The organism is Azorhizobium caulinodans ORS 571, assembly GCF_000010525.1.
In the GTDB taxonomy this organism is placed as follows: Bacteria; Pseudomonadota; Alphaproteobacteria; order Rhizobiales; family Xanthobacteraceae; genus Azorhizobium; species Azorhizobium caulinodans.
The window spans coordinates 3,681,520-3,702,825 of the sequence record NC_009937.1; the positions used below are offsets into that span (position 1 = coordinate 3,681,520).

A 21,306-nucleotide genomic window follows, 5' to 3' on the forward strand; every position below is an offset into this window, starting at 1 on the left:
GCTCTTCAGGCCTCGAAAGGCCGGTCCGTCACGCGTTCGAGGGTCGTAATGTCTGTCCACTACAACCGTTTCAAGAGCGCGGCCCTCGGCTGCGTGGCGCTCGCCGCGCTGGTGGTCTCCTCTTTTGACATGGCCCGCGCGCAGTCCGCCACGGATCCCGGCGAGACCGCTGCAGCGGCCATCGAGCGCCTCACGGCGCGCGGGCGAGGCGCACGCACCGTTGCGCTCTCGGAACTGGGCATCCGCCGGTCCATCGTGCTGAACGGCATGGATGCGCGCCGCGACCTGTTCCTTCCCGTTCCGGCCGGCGTTCCGATCCGCGATGCCCGCGTGGACCTCGAAGGCCGCTATCTGCGGGGGGAAGGCGGCCGCACCACCTACGTGGCCGCGGTGGACAGCGTGCCGGTGCTCTCCCGCGCCGTGACCGAGGACCAGGGGGCCGTTTCCGCCACGCTGCCGGTGACCGGCGAGCCCCGCCCCAGCGGCTTCGTCAATCTCAACATCGCCTGGTCATCGGTGGTCGGGCGGGATCTGTGCGACGACGAGCGCTCCATCGGCAACGTGCTCGAGATCGATCCGGCGACCCGCTTCACCTATAGCTACGACACGGCCGCCATCCGGGACATCGCGACAGCCTGGTCGGCGCTGCCCACGAAGCCCGTCATCCTGGTGCCGAACGGCACGCTTCCCCAGGAAGTCTATGATGCGGCGTGGCGGATCGGCGTGGTGCTCGCCCGAGGCGGCAAGACGGCCCAGATCCGCACCCTTCCGCGGATCGGCGACGAAGTGGACACCACGGGCCTGGCCGTCCCGGCCGCGCTCCAGACGGTAGGTCCCTTCCAGTCACTCGCCCGCGGCGGTCGGGTGCGGATCGCCAGCGATGCGGAAGTGGGCGCCCTTCTCCTGTTGCAGCGTCAGGCCGGCCTCGAGGCCGACATCGTGATCGGCAGCGACAGCTACCGCGCCCAGACGGAGGCCGCCCTTCAGGCTCTGGAAGGCCAGATTGCCGGGCTGTCCACCGATGCCGCCGCCAACATCGCCAAGTGGCGTGCCGAAAGCCGCACGGCCGTCGTCGAAGTCAACGACACCATCCGCCTGCTTCCCGGCGCCGGCCACCCGGTCATTGCCATCACCGCACAGGGCGGCGGCAATGCGGCGGGCTTTCTGTCCGAGCTCTGGCGCCCGCTCGGCCTGGTGCCGGCCGTCCGCGTCGCAGCGGCGAACGGACCCGATTTCGCCAATGCCCCGTCCCTCCCGCTCTCCCTGCTCGGCGGCCGCGCCGGCAGCTTCGACGTTTTGGCCCGCGGCGAATGGAGCGCCACGTTCGACCTGTCCTCCACCTTCACCGGCGGACGGATTCCCGAAGGCTTCCAGCTTGACGTCTCCGCCGCCCCGGGCGCCGGAACGTCGCCTGCGATCGCCTCGGTGTTCTTCAATGACTTCCTGCTCGGCGCCCGGAGCCTGACCGCCGACGGAAGGCCCGAGCGCATCGCGGTGAGCGTGCCCAACTATGCGCTGCTCGCCCGCAACACCCTGCGCGTGGTGGTCCAGCGTCAGCCGGTAAGCGACCGCTGCCGCGAAGTGCCGCAAGCCTTCCCTGTGGCCGTCCTGCCGTCCAGCCGCGTGATGCTTGCCCAGGCGCCGTCGGCGGTCAGCTTCATCGGCGTCATGCCCCGCCTGTCGGACAAGGCGACGCTCGTGATCCCGCGCGCTTATCTCGCCGATCCCGCGACCCTCGGCCGTGTGATCTCTCTCGCGTATGCCGCCGGCGTCCCGCCGGAGCGCTCCGACTTCACGGTTGTTGCCGACGGCGCCGAGGCTCGGCCGGAAAACGCCTTCCTCGCGGTGGACGCGCGGGTCGCCGGCGTGGAGGGCAAGGTGCATGTGGAAGGTGGCCGCCTCGTCCTCAACGGCTCGGGCAACCGGCCCATGCTGGACGTTTCCGGCCTCTCCCGGCTCGGGGTTGCCGAAGCGGTGAAGTCCGGTGACCGCTACGGCGTCGTCTACCGCACCATCGGCCAGGAGGCCCCGGTTCTCAATCCGAACTTCCTGCTCGGACGCGGCGACGTCGCCGCGCTCTCAGCCGACGGAACGCTGGTCGCGATCGACACGCAATCCTCCGACGGCGTCGCCGCCGCCACGGAGCGCGATCCCTTCAGCATCTTCACCCAGGTCGGCCGCTCCTTCGGCGCCATCGTGATCGGCGCCGGGATCATCGTCTTCCTTCTCTTCGTGCTGCTTGCCACACTGGCGCGCCGTGCGGCGTCCAGGCGGCAGTGAGACGCGATCCGGAAGGGCGGCAGCATGCAGTATTTCCTGACCTACGGGGGCGCCGAATATTACGTCGTCCTGGAATGGGTCGCTGCCGCGACGGCGATCGTCATCGCCATCTCCAGCCTCGATGACCTGTTCATCGACGCCTATTTCTGGATCCGCGAAGGCTATCGCCGGCTCACGGTCAAGCGGCTGTTCCAGCCGCTGACGCCGGAACAGCTGGTGGAGAAGGACCAGCAGCCCTTCGCCATCATGATTCCGGCCTGGCGGGAGTCGGAGGTGATCGCGGTCATGCTCGAGACCATGGTCGCGAGCCTCAACTACCGCGACTATGTGATCTTCGTCGGCACCTATCCCAACGACCCGGAGACGATCACAGAGGTCGAGCGCATGCGCCGGCGCTACAAGCAACTCCAGCGCGTGGAGCTGCCGCACAACGGCCCGACCAGCAAGGCAGACTGCCTCAACTGGGTGATCCAGGCCATCTTCCATTACGAGGAACTCCATCAGACGGAGTTCGCCGGTGTGGTGCTGCACGACAGCGAGGACGTCCTGCATCCGCTGGAGCTTTATCTTTTCAACTACCTCCTGCCCCGCAAGGACCTCGTCCAGCTGCCCGTAGTCTCGCTCGAACGCAACTGGTACGAGCTGGTCGCAGCCACCTACATGGACGAGTTCGCGGAATGGCACGGCAAGGACCTGCCGGTCCGCGAAAGCATCTCCGGCATGGTGCCGTCGGCGGGCGTCGGCACGGGATTCTCGCGCCACGCTCTCCTCGCACTCTGTGCCGAGAATGGCGGCCGTCCCTTCAACGTGGACAGCCTGACCGAGGACTATGACATCGGCCTGCGACTGTCCCGTCTCGGCATGAAGTCGATCTTCGTGCGCTTCCCGGTGCAGTACGAGGTTCGCCGCCGGTCCATGTTCGGCAACGAGCGCGTGACCACGCTGGAGATGCCGCTGTGCGTGCGTGAGTTCTTCCCGGATAATTTTCGCGCCGCCTACCGGCAGAAGGCTCGCTGGACGCTGGGGATCGCCCTGCAGAGCTGGCGTCAGATCGGATGGCCAGGCTCGCTCGCGACCAAATACCTGCTGTTCCGTGACCGGAAATCGCTGGTGACCTCGCTCGTGGGCATCCTTGCCTACGTGCTCGTCATCCACTTCATGCTGTTCTATCTGGCGGCGCTCGCCGGCATCTGGACCGTCCGCTTCCCGCCGGTGTTTGCCGACAATCCCTGGCTGAGCTGGGTTCTGGGCTTCAATCTGGCAGCGCTTTTCCTGCGCGCCATCCAGCGCGCCTATTTCGTCTCGCGCATCTATGGTTACGAGCAGGGCCTGCTTTCCCTGCCGCGCATGGTGGTCTGCACCGCGGTGAATTTCATGGCCGCCGCCCGCGCGTGGCGCGTCTTCCTTCAGAATGCGATCTTCGGCGCACCGGTGACGTGGGACAAGACCGCCCACTTCTTTCCGACCGCCGACCAGTTGCTGGCCCGCCGCCGCCGTCTCGGCGACTTGCTGCTGACCTGGCAGGTGCTCGACCACGGGCGCCTCGAGGAAGCCCTCGCGGAGCAGAAGAAGCGGGACATCCCGCTGGGCCGCGTGCTCATGGCGCAAGGCTGGCTGGATGACGAAACGCTGGCGGAGGCGATCGCCGTGCAGGCCGACCTGCCCCGCTGCCACCTCAGCGCGGAGGATGTGAAGCTGCACGCGGACGACATGCCGCGGGCCCTGAGCGTCCGCTTCCGGACCATCTCGATCGGCCCCGCGCCGGATGGCACGCCCCGCATCGCCGTGGGCGGTCCTCTGCCCGCCGAAGCGCTGCTGGAGGTCGGCAATGCGCTGGGCGGCGTACCGCGGCAGTTCGTGGCCCGCGAGAGCGAGATCGCATCCGGCCTTCGGCTGCTGTCGGAGGCACCCGACCAGTTCACGACGGCCGAACACGGAAACGTGCCGTTGCTGGGCGACGTGCTCATGGACCATGGGCTGGTCAAGCGCGCCGATTTCGAGCATGCCATCGCGGATTACCGCCCCGAGCGTGACGGCCGCATCGGTGACTTCCTCGTCGCGCGCGGCGTCGTGACACGCGAAGCGGTCGAGGCGGCATTCGAGGAGCAACGGCGTCAGGCGCGCGAGCAGGTGGAGGCGTGATGGGCCAGCGACATCTTGAGGCGGGGTTCGCCGTGCTTCTGGCCGCGGCGGTGATGTTTCCCGGTCTCGCCGGCGCCCAGACGGCGCCGCTGACACGACTCTACGCGCCGAAACCGCCCCAGGGGTCAGCCTACGTGCGCGTGGTGAACCCCACCGCTGCCGCGGCGGCCGTTTCCCTCGCGGGCGGCGCGCCGGTCACCCTCGGTCCCGCCACCGAACGCGCGCTTGCCTATCGAGTGGCACCCGGCGGCAAGCCCGTGACGCTCACCGTGGACGGCAAGCCGGTCGCCGGCGAGATCGTGCCCGTGGCGGACGGCTTCCTCACCATCGCCTTGTCGGGCGGTCCGGGGGGATGGAGCGCAAAGCCGCTGCCGGATGCCACGGAAGGCCGAGACGACCTCAAGGTCATGCTGCGCTTCTACAATCTGGCCGAGGGATGCACGGCCGCCCTCGCCGTCGCCGACGGCCCGACCGTGTTCGATGGGGTGCCGCAGAGCGAGAGCCGTCAGCGCGCAATCAACCCGGTGGACGCCAGCCTCGTGGGGAGGTGCGGTCCTCTCGCCTCCGCGCCCGTGCGCCTTCCGAAGCTGAAGGCGGGGGATCATTACAGCCTGTTCCTCGGCGGCAACGCCACCGCGCCGATCCTGCAGGGACAGGTGGACGAAACCGAGCCCTATCGCGGCACGGCCAACTGACGGCGCATCGGGAGGCGCCGCCGCATGGTCTTTGCCAGTGACAGTTTCATCTTCCTCTTCCTGCCGGTCTTCCTCGCGACCTATGCGCTGGCGCCCGCCGCCTGGCGCAATCTCGTCATCCTCGCCTTTTCCTGGACCTTCTACGCCTGGTGGCGGCTCGACTTCCTGCCGCTCATCGTCTCCATCGCGGTCTGGTCCTGGCTTACCGGCCTGTGGATCGCCGCGCGTCCGCCGGAGCGGCGGCGCCTGCCGCTGATCGTCGCCATCCTGTGGCCGCTGCTGGCGCTGGTCTGGTTCAAGTACGCCAACCTGTTCGCGGAGACGGCGCTCTCCCTCGGCGCCCCGCTCACCGGCTGGCAGGCCATCGTGCTGCCCATCGGTCTGTCCTTCTTCGTCTTCGGCGCCATCTCCTATTCGGTGGACGTAGCCCGCGGGACGGTGAAGGCCGAACCCTCCTTCATCAATTACGCCACCTACCAGTCCATGTTCGGCCACCTCGTTGCCGGTCCGGTGGTGCGCTATGAATGGGTGGCCGAGCGGCTGAAGGCGCGCGCCTTCGACCGGGACGAGTTCGCACTGGGCGTCGAGCGCTTCATGCTCGGGTTCGCCCAGAAAGTGCTGCTGGCGGACACGCTGGCGCCGCTGGTGGATGCAGGCTTCTCGCTGTCGAACCCATCCGCTGCGGACGTCGGCCTCTCGGTCCTGGCCTATGCGCTCCAGCTGTATTTCGATTTCGCCGGCTACAGTTCCATGGCCATCGGCCTTGGGCTCATGGTGGGCCTGAAATTCCACGAGAATTTCGACAATCCATACCTGTCCTTCTCCATCACCGAATTCTGGCGGCGCTGGCACATCAGCCTGTCCACGTGGCTGCGCGACTATCTCTACATCCCCCTCGGCGGCAGCCGCACCGGGCTGGCGCGCTCCTGCGTGAACGTCATGATCACCATGGGCCTCGGCGGCCTCTGGCATGGCGCGAGCTGGACCTTTCTCGTGTGGGGGCTGTGGCACGGTATCGGCCTCGTGTGGGTGCGCCTGTGGCGTGCCGTGGGCCTTCCCGTCCCGCCGGTACTCGTCGGCCACGTCGCCACCTTGCTGTTCGTGCTGTTCGGCTGGCTGCTGTTCCGCGCCCAGACCTGGGCCGAGTTCGGCGTGATGCTTCACGGTCTGTCCGGAGCCAACGGCTGGGGGCTCTCCGACGCGCTCGGTGCCGCGCTGCGACCGACGCATCTGCTCACCATCGCGCTGGGGATCGCGCTCGTTTACGTACCGCTCGCCGGTCGGGCTTCGCCGCAATTGGCTGCTAAGGGACGTTGGCTGACGTCCTGGTCCGCCCTGCCGCTGTGGCTGGCCGCCGTCTGGGTGCTCCAGGGCCGCACGGTCGTTCCCTTCCTGTATTTCCAGTTCTGAGGAGGCGCGGATGAGGGACCATCGCATCGTCGCCGCTTTCCTCTTCCTCGCCTGCTGCGTCGGCGGGCTGGTCTCGGTGGCCGCCCACCTTTCAGGGCCGGCGGGGCGCGCCGTGCTGGATCGCTTCAGCTGGCAGGGCATCCTCACCGGCAGTTTTGCTGCCGCCTTCGACCGCGACGTTGCCGCCGGAGCACCGGAGAGCGCCGCGCTGAACGGCTTTGTGGATGGAGCCACATACGCCCTCCTGAAGGATGCGGGCGCGCAGGTGCGCGCCGGCTGCCCGGGCTGGCTGTTTCTCGCCGAGGAGACGCTGGAGGTGAAAGGCGGAGCGTCCCACCTTGAAGCGCGGGCCCGGATGGCGGGGATGATCGCGGCGGATCTTGCCCGGCGCGGGATCACGCTGGTGGTCCTGCCGGTGCCGGACAAGGTGGCCATGACGCCGGAGACATCCTGCGCCCTCGCGGTCTCTTCGCAGGCCCGTGACCGGCTCGCGGCATGGCACGCGCATGCGGCAAAGCTTAAGCTCAACGAGATCGACGTAACGGCCGACTGGCCCGCACCCGGATTTCTGCGCACCGACACCCACTGGGACGTTTCCGGCGCGGCGTTTGCAGCCGCGCGCGTGGCTGCTGTCGTGCGTCGCCTCGACGGTGAGGGAAAGACCCAGGTGACGCTCACCGAAGGGCCGGACCATCTGCGGCCCGGAGACCTGATGCGCCTCGCCAACCTGACGCGGACCGCCTCCTGGTTCGGCCCCGCGCCGGACACCGTGCGGGACATCAGCGCGGATATTGCCCGTTCCGGCGGCCTGCTGGACGATGCCCCCGCACCTGACACCGTGCTTGCGGGCTCGTCCTATTCCCTCAATTCCGGTTTCCTTGAATCGCTTCAACACGCGCTGCAAAGGGAAGTGGTCCAGCGCAGCGAGGCTGGGGGCGGCTTTTCCGGCGCGCTGCTGGCCCTGCTCGACAAGGGGCCGGAGGCCCTGAAGCCGGTGAAGCTGGTGATATGGGAATGGCCCGCCCGCTCCCTCACGCTTCCGCTCACTGCGGCGGAGCGCCGCTACATGGAGATCCATGCCCATGACTGACACGTTGAACCGCCGCACTGTCCTCAGCCTCGCCGCCGCACTCGCCGGCGCGAGCCTGCTGGCACCGGCCGCCAAGGCGCAGGAAAACGTGATCATCATGGGCAAGAACGGCTGGCTGTTTCCCGGCTGGGAGAGCCTGACGGATGCGGACAAGCCGGGCATCGAGGGAGTGATCGGGCTCATCAAGGATGCACGCGACCGGCTCAATGCCCGAAACATCAAGCTCATCACCATGGTGGTGCCGCTGAAGGCCAGCTTCTATCAAGACCGTCTGCCCGACGGCACGCGCCTGACGCCTGACGTCGGCGCGCGCTACGACTTCGTCCTCTCCCAGCTCAAGGCCGCAGGTGTCGATACCGTTGATCTGCGTCCGGTGCTCAAGAGCGTGGAGACGGGCCGGCAGACGGCCTTCTACCGCGCCGATTACCATTGGACCGCCTGGTCTGCCGAGGCGGCGGCGGACGAGGTCGCCAAGGTCATCAAGGCCGGCGTCAGACTGTCCGGCAGCGCCGGCACGGGAGACAAGCTCGGCGAGTGGGTCACCCAGCGCAACATGGGAGATCTCGCCCAGCGCTTCCTTTCGCCTGAGCAGCAGAAGCAGGTCGGTCCCGACCTCTACACGGTACGGACGCCTCCGGAGGCCAAGAAGACCCTGCTGGACGCCGCGCCCGCCCCCGTCCATGTGGTGGGCAACAGTTTCGTGCAGCCCTACCTCGGCTTCCCGCAGCGCCTCTCGAACGATCTCGACAGGCCCGTGTCGCTCACCTGGAATCCCGGCAACGTGGGGCCCTGGTTCACCTTCCTGCAATATGTGACTTCGCCGGATTTCGCCAAGCAGCCGCCGCAGGTCGTCGTCTGGCAGTTCAACGAGGGGGCGTTCCATAGCGGCCCGGCCGCCAGCGCACAGTGGGATTCCACATCCCTGATGCAGCCCCAGGTCTGGCGTGACCGCATGGCGGCCGCCATCGGCAAGTGAGGGCGCCCAAAATCTTTCGGATCCGTAAATATCCGGACATGTCATCTGTCCTGCGCAGGTGATGGAAAAGTAAAAAGCCGAGGCCCGAGTTAACCTTAACTGCCGTTTAACCGGACTGGGCGACGGTAGCGCCATGACGAGCGCTACCGAGTTTCCCAAGCCGCATGTTCCCGCTGCCGGGACGATGAGAACGATGCGGCGCCTGTCCCTTGCGGCTATGCTGATCGCAACGGTCAGCGTGACCGCGTTGAGCATTCATACACCCGCATTGGCGCAGGAAGCCCCGTTGACGGGCCCCGCATGGGAAGCTGCGGACAAGGCCTATGCCGCATACCGGGCGAAGGACTACACGACTGCCGCGGATCAGGCCCGCGAGGCGCTGAAATTCCGGCCCGACGTGGCCCGGCTCTGGCTGCTGCTGATGGATGCGCTGGAGGCTCAGGACAAGGTGGCCGATGCCATGGCCGCCGCCAGGGCGGCATCGGCCGCCGGCATCAAGGATGAAAGCCTCACCGCGCGCACGCGAAGCATGAGCCGCGTGCTCGCGCAGGCGCCCTCGCTCGCCGCCAACAAGGCGCTCGAAGCACGCGACCCCAAACGGGCGCAGGCGGAGATCCGCAAGGCCATTGAGCTGGTGCCGGACGACCTCTCCTATCGCGTGCTGCTGGTCTATGCGCTCCTCGCCGACGATCAGCTCGATGCCGCCGAACAGGCGGCGACCGCCGCCATCAAGGTGGATCCGCAGGCCTTCCTGCCGCAGATCCTGCGGGGCTATATCCGCGAGCGCCTGGGGCGCATCTCGGAGGCCGAGCAGGATTTCGATCGTGCATTGAAGGACGAGGTGTTGACGGGTACGGCCGCCCGCGACGCCCGCATCGTGATCGCCGATGCAGCCATCGCCGCAGGACGGCCACGGCGTGCGCTTTCCGTGCTCGAGCCGCTCGGCAACACGCAGGATGGCGCCATCACGGCGCGCCGCGATGTCGCCAACGCCCAGATCGCCAATCCCAGCGTCGTGCCACGTGATGCCAACCGGACGATGCCGGTGCCCTACCAGAGCTGCCGCGACACGCCTTACGGACCCGTCTGTCAGCTGGTGCCGGCAACCACGCCGCCCGGGCTGAGCGGCGTGACGAGCCCCGCCTACAAGGCCGCCGAGGACGCCTACGAGGCCTATGGCAAAGGCGACGACAAGCTTGCTGAAGCCAAGATCCGGGAGGCGCTACAGGCGTTTCCCAACAACACCGCCTGGCGGCGCCTGCTGATCGACGTGCTGGAACGCTCGAAGCAGTATGAGGCGCTGGATGCGGCCATTGCGCAGGCCGTGGCTGCCGGCGATACGGATTCCTCGCTGCTCGGCCGTCGTGCCTCGGCGCAGACGGAGCTCGGCGAGCCGCTTGCCGACCAGGCGATCAAGGAACTGTCGCGTCGCAACGCGAAGGCGGCTGCGGATCTCGCGCAGAAGGCGGTCTCGCGCGCGCCCAACACGATGAACTACCGCCTGCTGCTGATCTCCGCCCTCATGGCTTCGGGCCAGAGCAAAGCGGCGCTCGCGGCGGCCAATGATGCGGTGAAGCAGGACGAGACCGACGCGCTGGCCCGCATGCTGCGCGGTTTCCTGCTGCAACAGAATGGCAACCGGACGGAAGCCGCCGCAGACTTCGAGCGGGCGCTCCAGTCCAACGTTCTGACCGACACCGAAATCCTGAACTATCGCCTCATCGCCGGCAACGCCGCGCTGGCGGCGGGCCAGCCCGATCAGGCGCTGGCGCTGCTCAAGCCGATCGAAGGCGAGAAGAACGCCGACGTTGCCGACCAGCGCAAGCTGGCCGAGCAGATGCAGGCCAATCCGCGCCGTGCCAGACCCGCACTGATCACGCCTTCGACCCTGTGCCAGTCCACCAATTACGGGATCATCTGCTCGGTCTATTACGGCGGCACGGGAGGCGGCCTCGGCGGCCCCGGAATGCCGGGTTACGAGGACGCAACCGCCGGCTTCCGGGCCATGGGCGTCAAGGACTATGCTGCAGCCGCCGCGGCCGCGCGGCGGGCGCTGGCGTCCGATCCCGGCAACGCCAACTACCGCATGCTGCTGCTGAGCGCGCTCGCAGGCCAGGGCAAGCTGGCCGAGGCGGAGGCGACCGCCACCGCGATTCTCGCCCGTGATCCGCGCGACGGAGCCGTGCTGCTCCAGCGGGGCTATCTCCGGTCGCGGATGCAGAACTATCCGGGCGCGATAGCGGACTTCGCCGCCGCCCTCGCCTCCGGCCGCCTCAAAGGCACGGAGGTCCGCAATGCCCGCCTCGCCTATGTGGATGCGCTCCTCGGTGCCAAGCAGCCGGAGCGGGCGCTTGAGCAGCTCGCGGCCTTCGGAAGCGATGCCAGCTACGACGTCGCCGCACGCCGCGCCTTCGCCCTGCAGGCGCTGGGGCGCCACGAGGAAGCACTCGCCGCCTTCGATGCGGCCTATCTCCGCGCCCGTTCGCCCGCCGACCGGCTGACCATGCTCCGCGGCGGGATCGCAGAACTGGTCGATCTTGGGCGAAGTGCCGAAGCCAAGGCGCGCTTCGAGGCCGCCTACGCCAGCGGCGAGCTGAAGGGCCTGTCCACCCTCGACATGGCCTATCTGGCCAGCCAGGCCGGGGACCGTCAACTCGCGTGGCGGTATTTCCACGAGGCCGAGGAACAGGGCGGATTGCGCCGCGGTCCCGGCCTGATGGACGCGGCCTACGCGGCAAAGGCCAGCTTCCAGAATGAAGACGCCAAGCGTCTGTTCATGCGAGCCATCGACTCGGCGAACAGCGGCGAGTTCAAGACCTCCTCCCAGACCGTCTACGGCCTGCGCCGGGAAGTGTCCGAACTCGACCGAACCTGGGGCGCCTATGTCTCCGCCAGCTACGGTGCGGTTGGTGTTGCCCCCTCCTCCCCCCTGGCTCCCCCGCCGAACGGAGGACACACGATCCAGGGCGGCGCGGAAATCTACTGGCGCCCACCGGGCATCGGCTATCAGAACGGCGCCATCTTCGAGGTCTTCGCCCGTGGCTTCCAGACCTGGTACGCGGAAAACGGCTCCAGCACCGGCTGGGACACGACGCAAGGCAGCGTGGGCGTGCGCTGGAAGCCCTTCGCAACGCAGAACCTCGTCCTGGAATCCGCCTATCTCTTTCCCATCGGGGCGCTCGCCCGCGAGGATTGGCTGCTTCGCGCGGCCTATTCGCTGGGCGAGGGCACCGACCTGCGGGTGGACGTCTCCGAATGGAACTACTGGCAGGCCTATGTGGAGGGCGACTATTACGTTTCCCAGCCCGAGCGCATCGGCCTCTTCGAGGCACGCTGGGGCCGCGCCTATCGCGCCGACGCCATCAGCCGCAACCTCATGGTCACGCCCTTCCTCGCGATAGGCGGGGGCTATGACACGGCCTATGCCACGCCATTCACCCTCGGCGCCGGCCCGGGCCTCAACATCAGGTACTGGTTCCGCGAGGACGTGTATCACGCCCCCATGTCCTACTTCGATCTGACGTTCCAATACCGTTTCAAACTCGCCGGCGACGACCGCGGCGAAGGCCTGTTCGCCGGAGCGGTGGTGTCTTACTGAGTCACCCGATGATTTCGATGGGACGACATTATTGGGTGCAGGTGGCGTCCGTGACCGGCCACGCCTGCGATTGAGCTGGACTCGAGGCTGAGGCTCGTCAGAAAGGTATCATTACACTCCCAGCCCACGCTTTGATAGCCAGGGCGAGAGCAGATCTTGGCGCATAAACCCACAGGCCGAATATCGGCGAGAGTCCGCACGGACCACACAAACGGGGCATGCCTGGGCGCGTCGGGACGGCGTCAACCGCCTTGAATTGTCGCGGCCGATCGGCTCTGATGAATACTTGTGTCGCCTCGCGACGTTCCGTGCCCCTGTCACCGCCATGGACATCCGGCTCGATCCCATCAAGCATGCCGAGCGCGTCACCGGCCGCCGCCAGTCCGCCTTGATCGACCTCTGGTCCAGCGGCGGCTTTGCAGCGGCCCTGAGCGAGGTGAACGGCCCCCACGTCTATGCCTATGGCGACCTGCCCTGCCCGACCGTCGCCATCACGCTCTACGACGTGCGCCGGCATGTGCTGATGGAGAACGGCAGCGTGCGCCGCGATGGCAGCGTGCAGGCGGGCCGCTTCCGCATCGGCGTACCGGGACGCGATGTCCTTGTTGATGCCGTGCCCGCGGTCAACAGCGGCAAGCTGCTGATCCTCTATCTGGGCGATACCCTGCTGGACGAGATCGGTGCCGCACGCTGTGGCCGCCGGGTCGAGCTGATGGACCGTGCCTGGGACGTGGACGATCCCCTGCTGATGCTGGCGTCGCAGCGCATCGTTGAGGCGTGCGCCGAGGCCGCCTCCGGTCGATCCCTGCTGGCGGAGCAGCTGGCTTATACGCTCGCCCTCCATGTTTCGGACCGGTATGCCGTGCCGCTCGCGGCCAGACGCGCGCCCGAGGTGCCGGAGCTTGATTCCCGCTTCGGCCAGCGGGTGATTGACCGCGTGCGCAGCGATCCCGGTGCCGACATCACGCTCGCCATGCTGGCGCAGGAGGCGGGCCTGACGCCGTCGGGCTTCATCCGCGCCTTCCGCCGCGCTACCGGCCTCACGCCGCACCGCTTCATCCTGGAGGAACGGGTCCGCATCGCACAGGAGCTGCTCGCGGATACCGCGCTTCCCATTGCAGAGGTCGCGCTGGCCGCCGGCTTCTCGTCTCAGTCCCATCTCGGGGCCACCTTCCGCACGCTTGCGGGAGAGAGCCCGGGCCGCTGGCGGCAGCTGCGGCAGCGGTCACTTTTCTGACAAAGGCGGCCCCAAGCAGGGCCCATGCGGCCTGTTTTCCGGAAGACGCCGCCGCCGAGATCATCCCACTCTCCCGCCAAACGCCGCGCTGAACGGCGATCAAGGGAGGCACAGATGTCATCGACCACCAATGCGGCCGCAACAGCCGCGGATACCAGCCTGACCGGCTTCTACAGGGACATGACCCTGCCGGAACGCCGCACCTTCTGGGCCTGCGCCACCGGCTGGGCGCTCGATGGCATGGACTTCATGATCTATCCGCTGGTGATTGGCACAATCATCAAGCTGTGGAACGTGGATGCAGGCGCCGCCGGCCTCGCCGGCACTGTGACCCTGCTGGCCTCGGCGCTCGGTGGCTGGGGCGCCGGCTATCTGGCGGACCGCATCGGCCGTGTGCGCACGCTTCAGTTCACCATCCTCTGGTTCTCTTTCTTTTCTCTGCTTTGCGCCTTCGCGCAGAATTTTGAGCAGCTCCTGATCTGTCGCGCCCTGCTCGGCATCGGCTTTGGCGGCGAATGGGCGGCCGGAGCGGTGCTGATGGGCGAGACCATCCGGGCGCAGTATCGCGGCCGTGCCGTGGGATCGGTGCAGTCTGGCTGGGCCATCGGCTGGGGCGCCGCCGTGCTGGCGCAGGCGGCCCTGTTCTCGCTCATGCCGGCAGAGGAGGCGTGGCGCTGGATGTTCGGCATCGGCGCGCTGCCGGCGCTGCTGGTCCTCTACCTGCGCAGCTATGTGAAGGAGCCCGAGGTCTCGGCCCAGACCATCAAGCGCGGGCAAACCTCCGGCGACCGGCCCTCCATCCTCGAGATATTCCGGGGCCCGATCCTGAAGGTGACCATCCTCGCCTCGCTGGTGGCTACCGGCTGCCAGGGCGGCTATTACGCCATCACCTTCTGGGTGCCGCGCTTCCTCACCACCGAACGGCATCTGTCCATCGTCAGCTCCACTGGTTATCTGGCGGCCCTGATCGTCGGCTCGTTCGCGGGCTATCTGGTGGGCGCCTGGTTCTCGGACCGCTTCGGCCGCCGCAGCCTGTTCCTCGTGTTCTCGCTCGGCGCCATGGCCGTGGTGCTCGCCTATACCCAGCTGCCGCTGTCGAACGAAATACTATGGGTGCTGGGCTTCCCGCTGGGCTTCTTCGCCTCCGGCTATTTCTCCGGCATGGGCGCGTTCCTGACCGAGCTCTATCCCACCCGGCTGCGCGGCTCGGGTCAGGGCTTCTGCTACAACTTCGGCCGCGGCATCGGAGCGCTGTTCCCGTTCCTGGTCGGCTATCTCTCGCAGACCACCTCGCTGGCCAACGCCATTTGCATCTTCGCGATGGTGGCCTATGTGGTGTTTTTCCTGGCCGCCTATGGCCTGCCCGAGACGCGCGGCAAGGTGTTGCACGCCGATGCATGACATGACGCCGGAAACCAGCGCCGCCCCGGTCTGTCCGGGGCCGGCGCCCGATCCCCACGGCCCCACCCGATACGCGGTGCCGCCGGGAGCCGTGGATTGCCACGCCCATGTCATCGGCGTGCCGCCGGCCTATCCCTTCGTGCCCCAGCGCAGCTACACGCCGCCTGAAGCCACCGCCGAGCAGTATCTGGCCATGCTCGATGGCACCGGCATGACCTATGGCGTTCTGGTGCAGGTGAGCGTCCATGGGGTGGACAATCGCCTGATGCTGGACACGCTGCGCGCGAACCGGCAGCGCCTCCGCGGCATCGCCGTCATTCCGCTTGGCCTGGCGGATCGCGAATTGGCGGCGATGAAGGAGGCCGGCGTGGTCGGCCTCCGGCTCAACGTGCTGTATGGCGGCGGCATCGGCTTTGACGCGCTGGGCTCCTATGCCGCCCTTGCACGGGAAATGGACTGGCACCTCCAGTTTCTGGTCGATGCCGCTGACCTGATGCCGATCGCTCCGCAACTCGGCCAGTTGCCGGTGCCCTATGTGATCGACCATTGGGGGCATTTCCCGGTGTCGCGCGGGCTCGAGGATCCCGGCTTCCAGACCATGCTGGCGCTGCTGCGCGACGGCGGCTGGGTGAAGCTGTCCGGCGCCTATCGCAACAGTGTCTCCGGCCCGCCTTATGCGGACACCATCCCCTTCGCCCGGCGCATTCACGAGGCCGCCCCCGACCGCTGCGTCTGGGGCTCCGACTGGCCAAATGTCGCCAATTGGGGGCCGATGATGAACATCGGCGAACTGCTCGACCTGATGGCCGATTGGGTGCCCGATCCTGTTGCCCGCGATCGGGTGTTTACGGCCAACGCGCAGCGCCTCTACGGCTTCCCACCGGGCGCGGGTGTTGGCGGCGGCGCCGCCTGAGCAGAGATCACCTCTGAGCCACCCGAGCGGCCTCCCCTACGGCGGCGCACTGGCTAAGCCGTCGCCTGCTCGGCAAGAAGATTGGACGCTTATGGCCGGCGGCTGCGTGTGGCTGGTCCTCGCTGCAGGATCCAGCCCACGCTCCCCGCGTCTTCGACCGCATCCGCCAGCGCCAGTGGATGGTCAGGCATTCACTCCGACGCGGCCGTTAAACGCGTCAATCGAGGCCCCGTCGGCCGGCTCGCCGCGGAGAAGCGAGCATTACTCTTCCCGTGGGTCCAAAGACGGCTGCGGAAGACGCATTCCGAGCCTTTCCTGCGACGCTTTGGGGCTCATTGCGCAGTTGGAGACTCGCTCGTGGGAGATCCTGCAGGGTCTTTTCTGATCGACCAACCAGCCTTCCAGTCGCAGCAGCAGCTGCACGCTGCCGTAGCCATAACGCTCACGCGCCTCGCAAAGGCTGAGAGAGGTTATCGTCACGCGAAGACATCGCGGCATGCTTGACCAGCACCAGATGGCGGCATGATCCAGATGAAACGGCTCCAGCTAGAACAGCGCGGTTGAATTCTTATGGGCGGCACCGCAGCCGTTTGACGGTAAAAATACACCTTATGAGAGAATCCATGACGCCTTCGCGTTCAATTGACGTTTATGCTACTTTAAAGGGAATAAGCCCAATTTCAGTTGTCATTTTCGATTGTTATGGGAGGGATTTAAGTCATGAAGTGCCCTCCGGTGCCTCCCCACGAGAAGGAGCGGCTCGCCGCTCTGGACAGCTACCGCCTCTCTGGTGAAATGCCTGTTGCGGACCTCTCCCCGCTCGTCGAGATGGCTCTGCACGTCTTCAAGGTCCCCATGGCAGCGGTGAACATGATCGGTTCCGATCACGTCTTCTTCGCCGCCAGTGCGGGTTTCGGTGCAGTGGATAAGCGCAGGGAGGTTTCCTTTTGTGCCCACACCATCCTTCAGGGCAAGGTGATGGTTGTGCCGGATGCAGAGCAGGACGAGCGTTTCCACGACAACCCGCTTGTTACCGGCGCAGCCGGAATTCGCTTTTATGCGGGGGCGCCCCTCTTGTCGGGGGATGGTCATGCCATTGGCGCTCTTTGCATTCTGGATACGTTTCCGCGCGTTGGATTTGCTTCCGAAGAGCGTGAACGTCTGAGCCAACTGGCGCATGTCGTCATGGACAGGCTGGAGATCCGCCGTATTGGCGACCTTGCGTCAAGGCGCGGAAATGAGATCCACGTCCGCGCCGTTGATCCTGAGCAGCTTTCCCTCCTCGCCAGCACCGATGCGCTCACGGGTCTGGCAAATCGCCGCCAATTCTATCGGGCGGTAGAGGCGACCCTGCTCTGCGGGCATCCCTGTGCTGTCCTGATGCTCGACATCGACGGTTTCAAGGACATCAACAATATCCTGGGGCCGGAGGCGGCGGACGACGTCCTGAAAGCGATCGCCGGACTGCTGTCCGCGGAGACCACGGCTGGCGCTACCGTTGCACGCGTTGGTGGGGACGAATTTGCCGTGGTCCTTGGAGGTCTTTCCGAGGCCATGGCCGAGTCGTTCGCTCGCCTGCTCCTCTCGAAGATCACCAGCCTTCATCCTCTTGTCGGTGAGGATGTCACGATCAGTGCCAGCTGCGGAATTGCCTTCTCACCCCACGACACGAAGGCTGCGGCGGAGTTGATCGGTGATGCGGACCTCGCGCTCCATGCTGCCAAGATCAGTCGCAGCGCAAGCATCGCGCTCTACTCGCCCGCGCTGCGGAATGAAGCCCTGGATCGGCGGTTGTCCAGCCTGGACCTGCATCGAGCCGTGTCTAACGGAGAGCTTCGGCTGTTCTACCAACCTCAGGTGCGTCTTGACGACGGGGCCCTGGTCGGCGCAGAGGCGCTGATCCGCTGGCTTCACCCAAGCCGAGGTCTCCTCCTGCCTGCGGTGTTTCTGCCTTCGCTGGACGCCGGCCCCCTGGCATCCGTGGTGGGGCGCTGGGTGATCGAGGAAGGTTGTGCCCAGGCCGCGCGGTGGCGGCGGTCTGGGGCCGGGGGCTTCCGCATGGCGGTCAACCTTTTCGCTTCGCAGGTTCGCAGCGGTGACCTGCCGAAGCAGGTCGAAGATGCCCTGGACCGCCACAGCCTCCCGCCGGAAGCGCTGGAACTGGAAATCACCGAGAACATCGTACTGTCGAACGATGCCATCGCCCTGGACGCCCTGACGGAGCTCAGGGCGATGGGCGTTGGCATTGCGTTTGATGATTTCGGCACCGGCTTCGCCTCTCTCAGCCTGCTGACGCGTTATCCGGTGAACTGCATCAAGATCGATCGCAGCTTCGTCCAAGCCATGCTTCGCTCACCTCGCGAAGCGGCTGTCGTCTCGTCGATCCTTCAGATGGGGCGGGCGCTGGAAATAGACGTCATAGCCGAGGGCATTGAGACCGAGGAAGAACGCTCCTACCTCGCCGATCGCGCCTGCCCGGAAGGACAGGGATATCTGTTCGGCCGGCCCATGCCGGCGCAGGAATTCGAGGCCCTGCTTCTCAGCCCCGGCCGCTGACGCGCGCGAAGGCTTCTGCCCGCCGGAACGGTGGTCCAAGACGACTTCTTGGACCACGTCCCATGCCGGCAGGACGGGCATTCCAGATGGCGGTACATTGCCGTAAGCCAGCGCAGGCTGGGCACGAGACGAATAAGCTGCGCCGGAACGCGGTTGACGGCTGTGGGGCCCGCTCAGAATTTGAAGCGCAGGTCGGCCTTGATGCTGCTCTCGGTCACATCGGATCCGATCAGCCCGTCATAGGCGACGCTGGCGGCGACGGAATTCCCGAAGCCGTAAGTCAGTCCCCCACCGAGAACCAGGGCATCGCGGGCGAGCGGAACCCCATACACGCGGAACGGGCTCGAACCGGCCAAGGTCATGACCGCTTCCGTGGCCACGTCCCCAAACGCGTGCTGCCAGCCCAGGTTCACGTTGGGCGTGACCGTGGCATTGCCCATGGGCAGGCCGATTGCGAGGCGTGCGCCCAGCGTGGCAAGCGTGGTCGAGAGCGTTTGGGCACTGCCGGACAGGGCTGCAACACCTCCGGTCTCGGCGAACGCATCGAGACGTTGATTCACGTAGGCGAGGTTCGCGTAAGGCGACACCTGGGCATGCCCCAGGACAAGATCCCGCGAGATTTCACCGAACGCCTGAACGGTCCGGCCGTCCTGCTTGGTCGCAAGCCCCTCGGCCACGCTTCCGAAGCCGATGGCACGGGTCATGGAGAGGTCGTTCCAGCCGTAAGCAACGCCGGCCTTTGCGCGCCATCCGGCCCCTTCGGCCACCGCATATGCGGCGAGATCGATGTGGGTGTTATCGATGTCCGACGTCAGGTCGCCGACCGTGCCCGAGGACTGGCCGAAGCCCGCTGCAAGCCCGAAGCGCACCATCTCGGTCACGGGAGCATCAATGCCAGCGACAAAGCCGCTGGCGTCCCAGTACAGGGCGGCTGCATCTCCACCGGAGGCATGGGCCCATCCACCATAACCGGAAAGCCACACACTGGCCGTGAGGCCGGGCGCGAGCGGCGCCGCCGCGACGCCGCTGCCATCGAGCCGCTCCAGAACGGCGCTGCGGATGTGTCTCGCATCATCGAAGGCCATGGCTTCAGCCGACGCATGGGCCTCGCCCGAAAGCTGCGCCAAGGTCGCCGGCAGGGCTGCTGCCTGCAGGGTGTAGAGGGATTGATAGAAGGCGCCGAGCGAGCCCGTGAGCGCCACGCCCGCCGCTGGACGCACGCTGTCCAGCGCCCCGCCAACCGCGGTGCCGTTGCGGCTTGTGGCCAGTCCGAGCACGGACAGAGTGCCATAGGCCGCCGGGGTTACGATGAGGCTGAGGTCGTTCGCACCATAGAGGGCATCAAACCGCGTGCCTGCGGCAAGACCGATGGGCTGCGCGAGCCCTGAAAACGAGCCGGACACGCCGGCGCTGGCCTCGATGACCCGGAGGGTGGTGCCAAGGGTCGGGGTGTAGCTGTTGGTGGCGCTCCCCGTGATGCCGCGCAGTTGCGGAGCAAGCGTGCCGGCCACCTCCACCGTCCCCGTGGGCCCGGTGGTGACGAGGCGACTGTAATTGCCGGCTCCCGTTCCCGTGCCCGTGCCGTCGATGTCGACCTGGAAGGTGGCTGTGGGGCTCATCAGAACCGGACCCGCCACGGTCAGCGTGCCCGGCGAGTTCCCGGGCGCAAGGCGGCCGGCCACGGCGAGCTGGGCGAAGATCTGCCCCGTGCCACGCAACAGCCCCTCCTGCCCCACATAGACGTTTGACGCTACGGAGCCATTGATGGACAACGTGCCGCCGTCCACCCAGCTTCCACCGGAATAGGTGTTGGCACCGGTCAGGATCAGTTCCCCGGCGCCGGTCTTGATGAGCGTCCCCGCACCGGAGATGTCCTGCGAGAAGGTGGATGTCATCCCCTGGGTGTCGAGCGTGGTCGTGCCTGTGAACATGGCGTAGCCGAGAACGGCCTTGCCGACATTGAGCATGCCCCATCCATAGACATTGTCGACGCCCGGCTCGCCCAGGTCAGTGGCGGTGGTGAGAATGGCCTGCTGGATGTCGTGGGCCGTAAACCAGGGGAAGGCCTCCTTCACCAGCGCCGCAGCGCCGGACACGCTCGGTGCCGCCATGGACGTGCCGGACATGGTGTCATAGCCACGATAGAGGCCGAACCCCTCGCCCAGCGGAACGGTGGAGAGGATGTTGTATCCCGGCGCTACGAGGCACCAGTCCTTCGCAACGCCGCAGCGATTGCCCCAGCTCACCGCCAGATCCACGGAACTGACGAGATTGACCGCCAGCCATGTGTCTTTGAGTTCCGGAACAAGATAGGGCATGCCCGCCAGCACATCCGGATGCGGCTGGGTCTCGTTGCCGGTTGCGAAGACCATGAGGACGCCGGCCCTGGCGGTGGCACGCATCGCCGCCAGCGTCTGCGGCAGTTCCGCCTCCACCTTGGCGCGGGTATAGGATGTCACGTTGCAGGGGCCGGCGGGCGCACGATCGCAATCATTCATGCCGACGCTGTTGTTCACGATCGGCACACCGCTCGCTGCGAGATAGTTCCAGCTGGAGGCGAATATCTCATCCTCCGAGGTGACGCGCCAGTTGTACGCGACCGACATGATCCTGGCGTTGAATGCCACGCCCTGCATCACCTCGCCGTTGCGCGCGGCCGCGATGATGCCGGCGACATGCGTGCCATGGGAATCGTCCGGCATATTGTCGAACTGGCCGGTGGGCCGGTTGTTCAGAAAGTCCCAGCCCGGCACCATCCGGCCGCTGAATTCCGGATGCCGCCCGTCGACGGCTGCGTCCATCACGCCGACGGTGACACCCGCACCGGTGTAGCCCTGCGCATATGCGGCTGCGGCATTGATCTGGCGCAGGGCCTGCGAGGCATAATATTCCGGCGTGGCCCAGGGGTTGGCGGTCTGGGCCTGCGCCGGTGCGGCCAGGCAGACGGCCGTCGAGGCGAGCAGGAACCCGCGGCGTGCCGGCGACGGTCGGTGAGACGGCATGAAAAA

General features: G+C 66.8%; 12 protein-coding genes. 11 read left to right on the top strand and 1 reads right to left on the bottom strand.

Features of this window, described 5'->3' with window-relative positions; all coding sequences use genetic code 11:
• Positions 1–48 precede the first annotated feature (48 nt).
• From AZC_RS16580 to AZC_RS16630, 11 genes are all read left to right on the top strand, one after another.
• Entirely contained in the window at positions 49–2,280 is a 2,232-nt protein-coding gene (locus tag AZC_RS16580; RefSeq protein ID WP_052285970.1) for a hypothetical protein, read from the top strand.
• A gap of 24 nt (positions 2,281–2,304) precedes the next feature.
• Positions 2,305–4,422 carry a glycosyl transferase family protein gene (locus tag AZC_RS16585; RefSeq protein ID WP_012171741.1) on the top strand — a complete coding sequence of 706 codons (2,118 nt, stop codon included), beginning with the start codon at positions 2,305–2,307 and terminating at the stop codon, positions 4,420–4,422.
• Positions 4,422–5,117, top strand: a complete 696-nt coding sequence (locus AZC_RS16590) for an alginate O-acetyltransferase AlgF (RefSeq protein ID WP_052285971.1) — start codon at positions 4,422–4,424, stop codon at positions 5,115–5,117. The genes AZC_RS16585 and AZC_RS16590 overlap by 1 nt, the downstream gene beginning before the upstream one ends.
• 24 nt (positions 5,118–5,141) lie before the next feature.
• Complete coding sequence (locus AZC_RS16595) at positions 5,142–6,527, top strand: MBOAT family O-acyltransferase (protein WP_012171743.1); 1,386 nt, start codon at positions 5,142–5,144, stop codon at positions 6,525–6,527.
• Positions 6,528–6,537: 10 nt separating this feature from the next.
• A complete protein-coding gene (locus tag AZC_RS16600; protein ID WP_012171744.1) occupies positions 6,538–7,617 on the top strand; it encodes an alginate O-acetyltransferase AlgX-related protein in 1,080 nt (359 codons plus the stop codon).
• Entirely contained in the window at positions 7,610–8,593 is a 984-nt protein-coding gene (locus tag AZC_RS16605) for an alginate O-acetyltransferase AlgX-related protein (protein WP_043880418.1), read from the top strand. Before AZC_RS16600 ends, AZC_RS16605 begins: the two co-directional genes overlap by 8 nt.
• A 286-nt stretch (positions 8,594–8,879) precedes the next feature.
• Positions 8,880–12,191 (top strand): bacteriophage N4 adsorption protein A, encoded by a 3,312-nt coding sequence (locus AZC_RS16610; RefSeq protein ID WP_043879497.1) that lies wholly within the window; start codon positions 8,880–8,882, stop codon positions 12,189–12,191.
• Positions 12,192–12,516: 325 nt separating this feature from the next.
• Positions 12,517–13,428, top strand: coding sequence for a helix-turn-helix domain-containing protein (locus AZC_RS16615; protein ID WP_244421729.1), 912 nt, complete (start codon positions 12,517–12,519; stop codon positions 13,426–13,428).
• A 114-nt stretch (positions 13,429–13,542) separates the two neighbouring features.
• The gene (locus tag AZC_RS16620) at positions 13,543–14,829 is read left to right on the top strand and encodes an MFS transporter (protein ID WP_012171748.1); all 1,287 of its coding nucleotides are present in this window, start codon (positions 13,543–13,545) and stop codon (positions 14,827–14,829) included.
• Between the two features lies 1 nt (position 14,830).
• Positions 14,831–15,742 carry an amidohydrolase family protein gene (locus AZC_RS16625; RefSeq protein WP_012171749.1) on the top strand — a complete coding sequence of 304 codons (912 nt, stop codon included), beginning with the start codon at positions 14,831–14,833 and terminating at the stop codon, positions 15,740–15,742.
• 720 nt (positions 15,743–16,462) lie between these two features.
• Positions 16,463–18,298, top strand: coding sequence for a putative bifunctional diguanylate cyclase/phosphodiesterase (locus tag AZC_RS16630; RefSeq protein WP_012171750.1), 1,836 nt, complete (start codon positions 16,463–16,465; stop codon positions 18,296–18,298).
• A gap of 173 nt (positions 18,299–18,471) precedes the next feature.
• Here AZC_RS16630 and AZC_RS16635 read toward each other — a convergent pair whose 3' ends face one another.
• Entirely contained in the window at positions 18,472–21,300 is a 2,829-nt protein-coding gene (locus AZC_RS16635) for a S8 family serine peptidase (protein ID WP_043879499.1), read from the bottom strand.
• Positions 21,301–21,306: the final 6 nt, after the last annotated feature.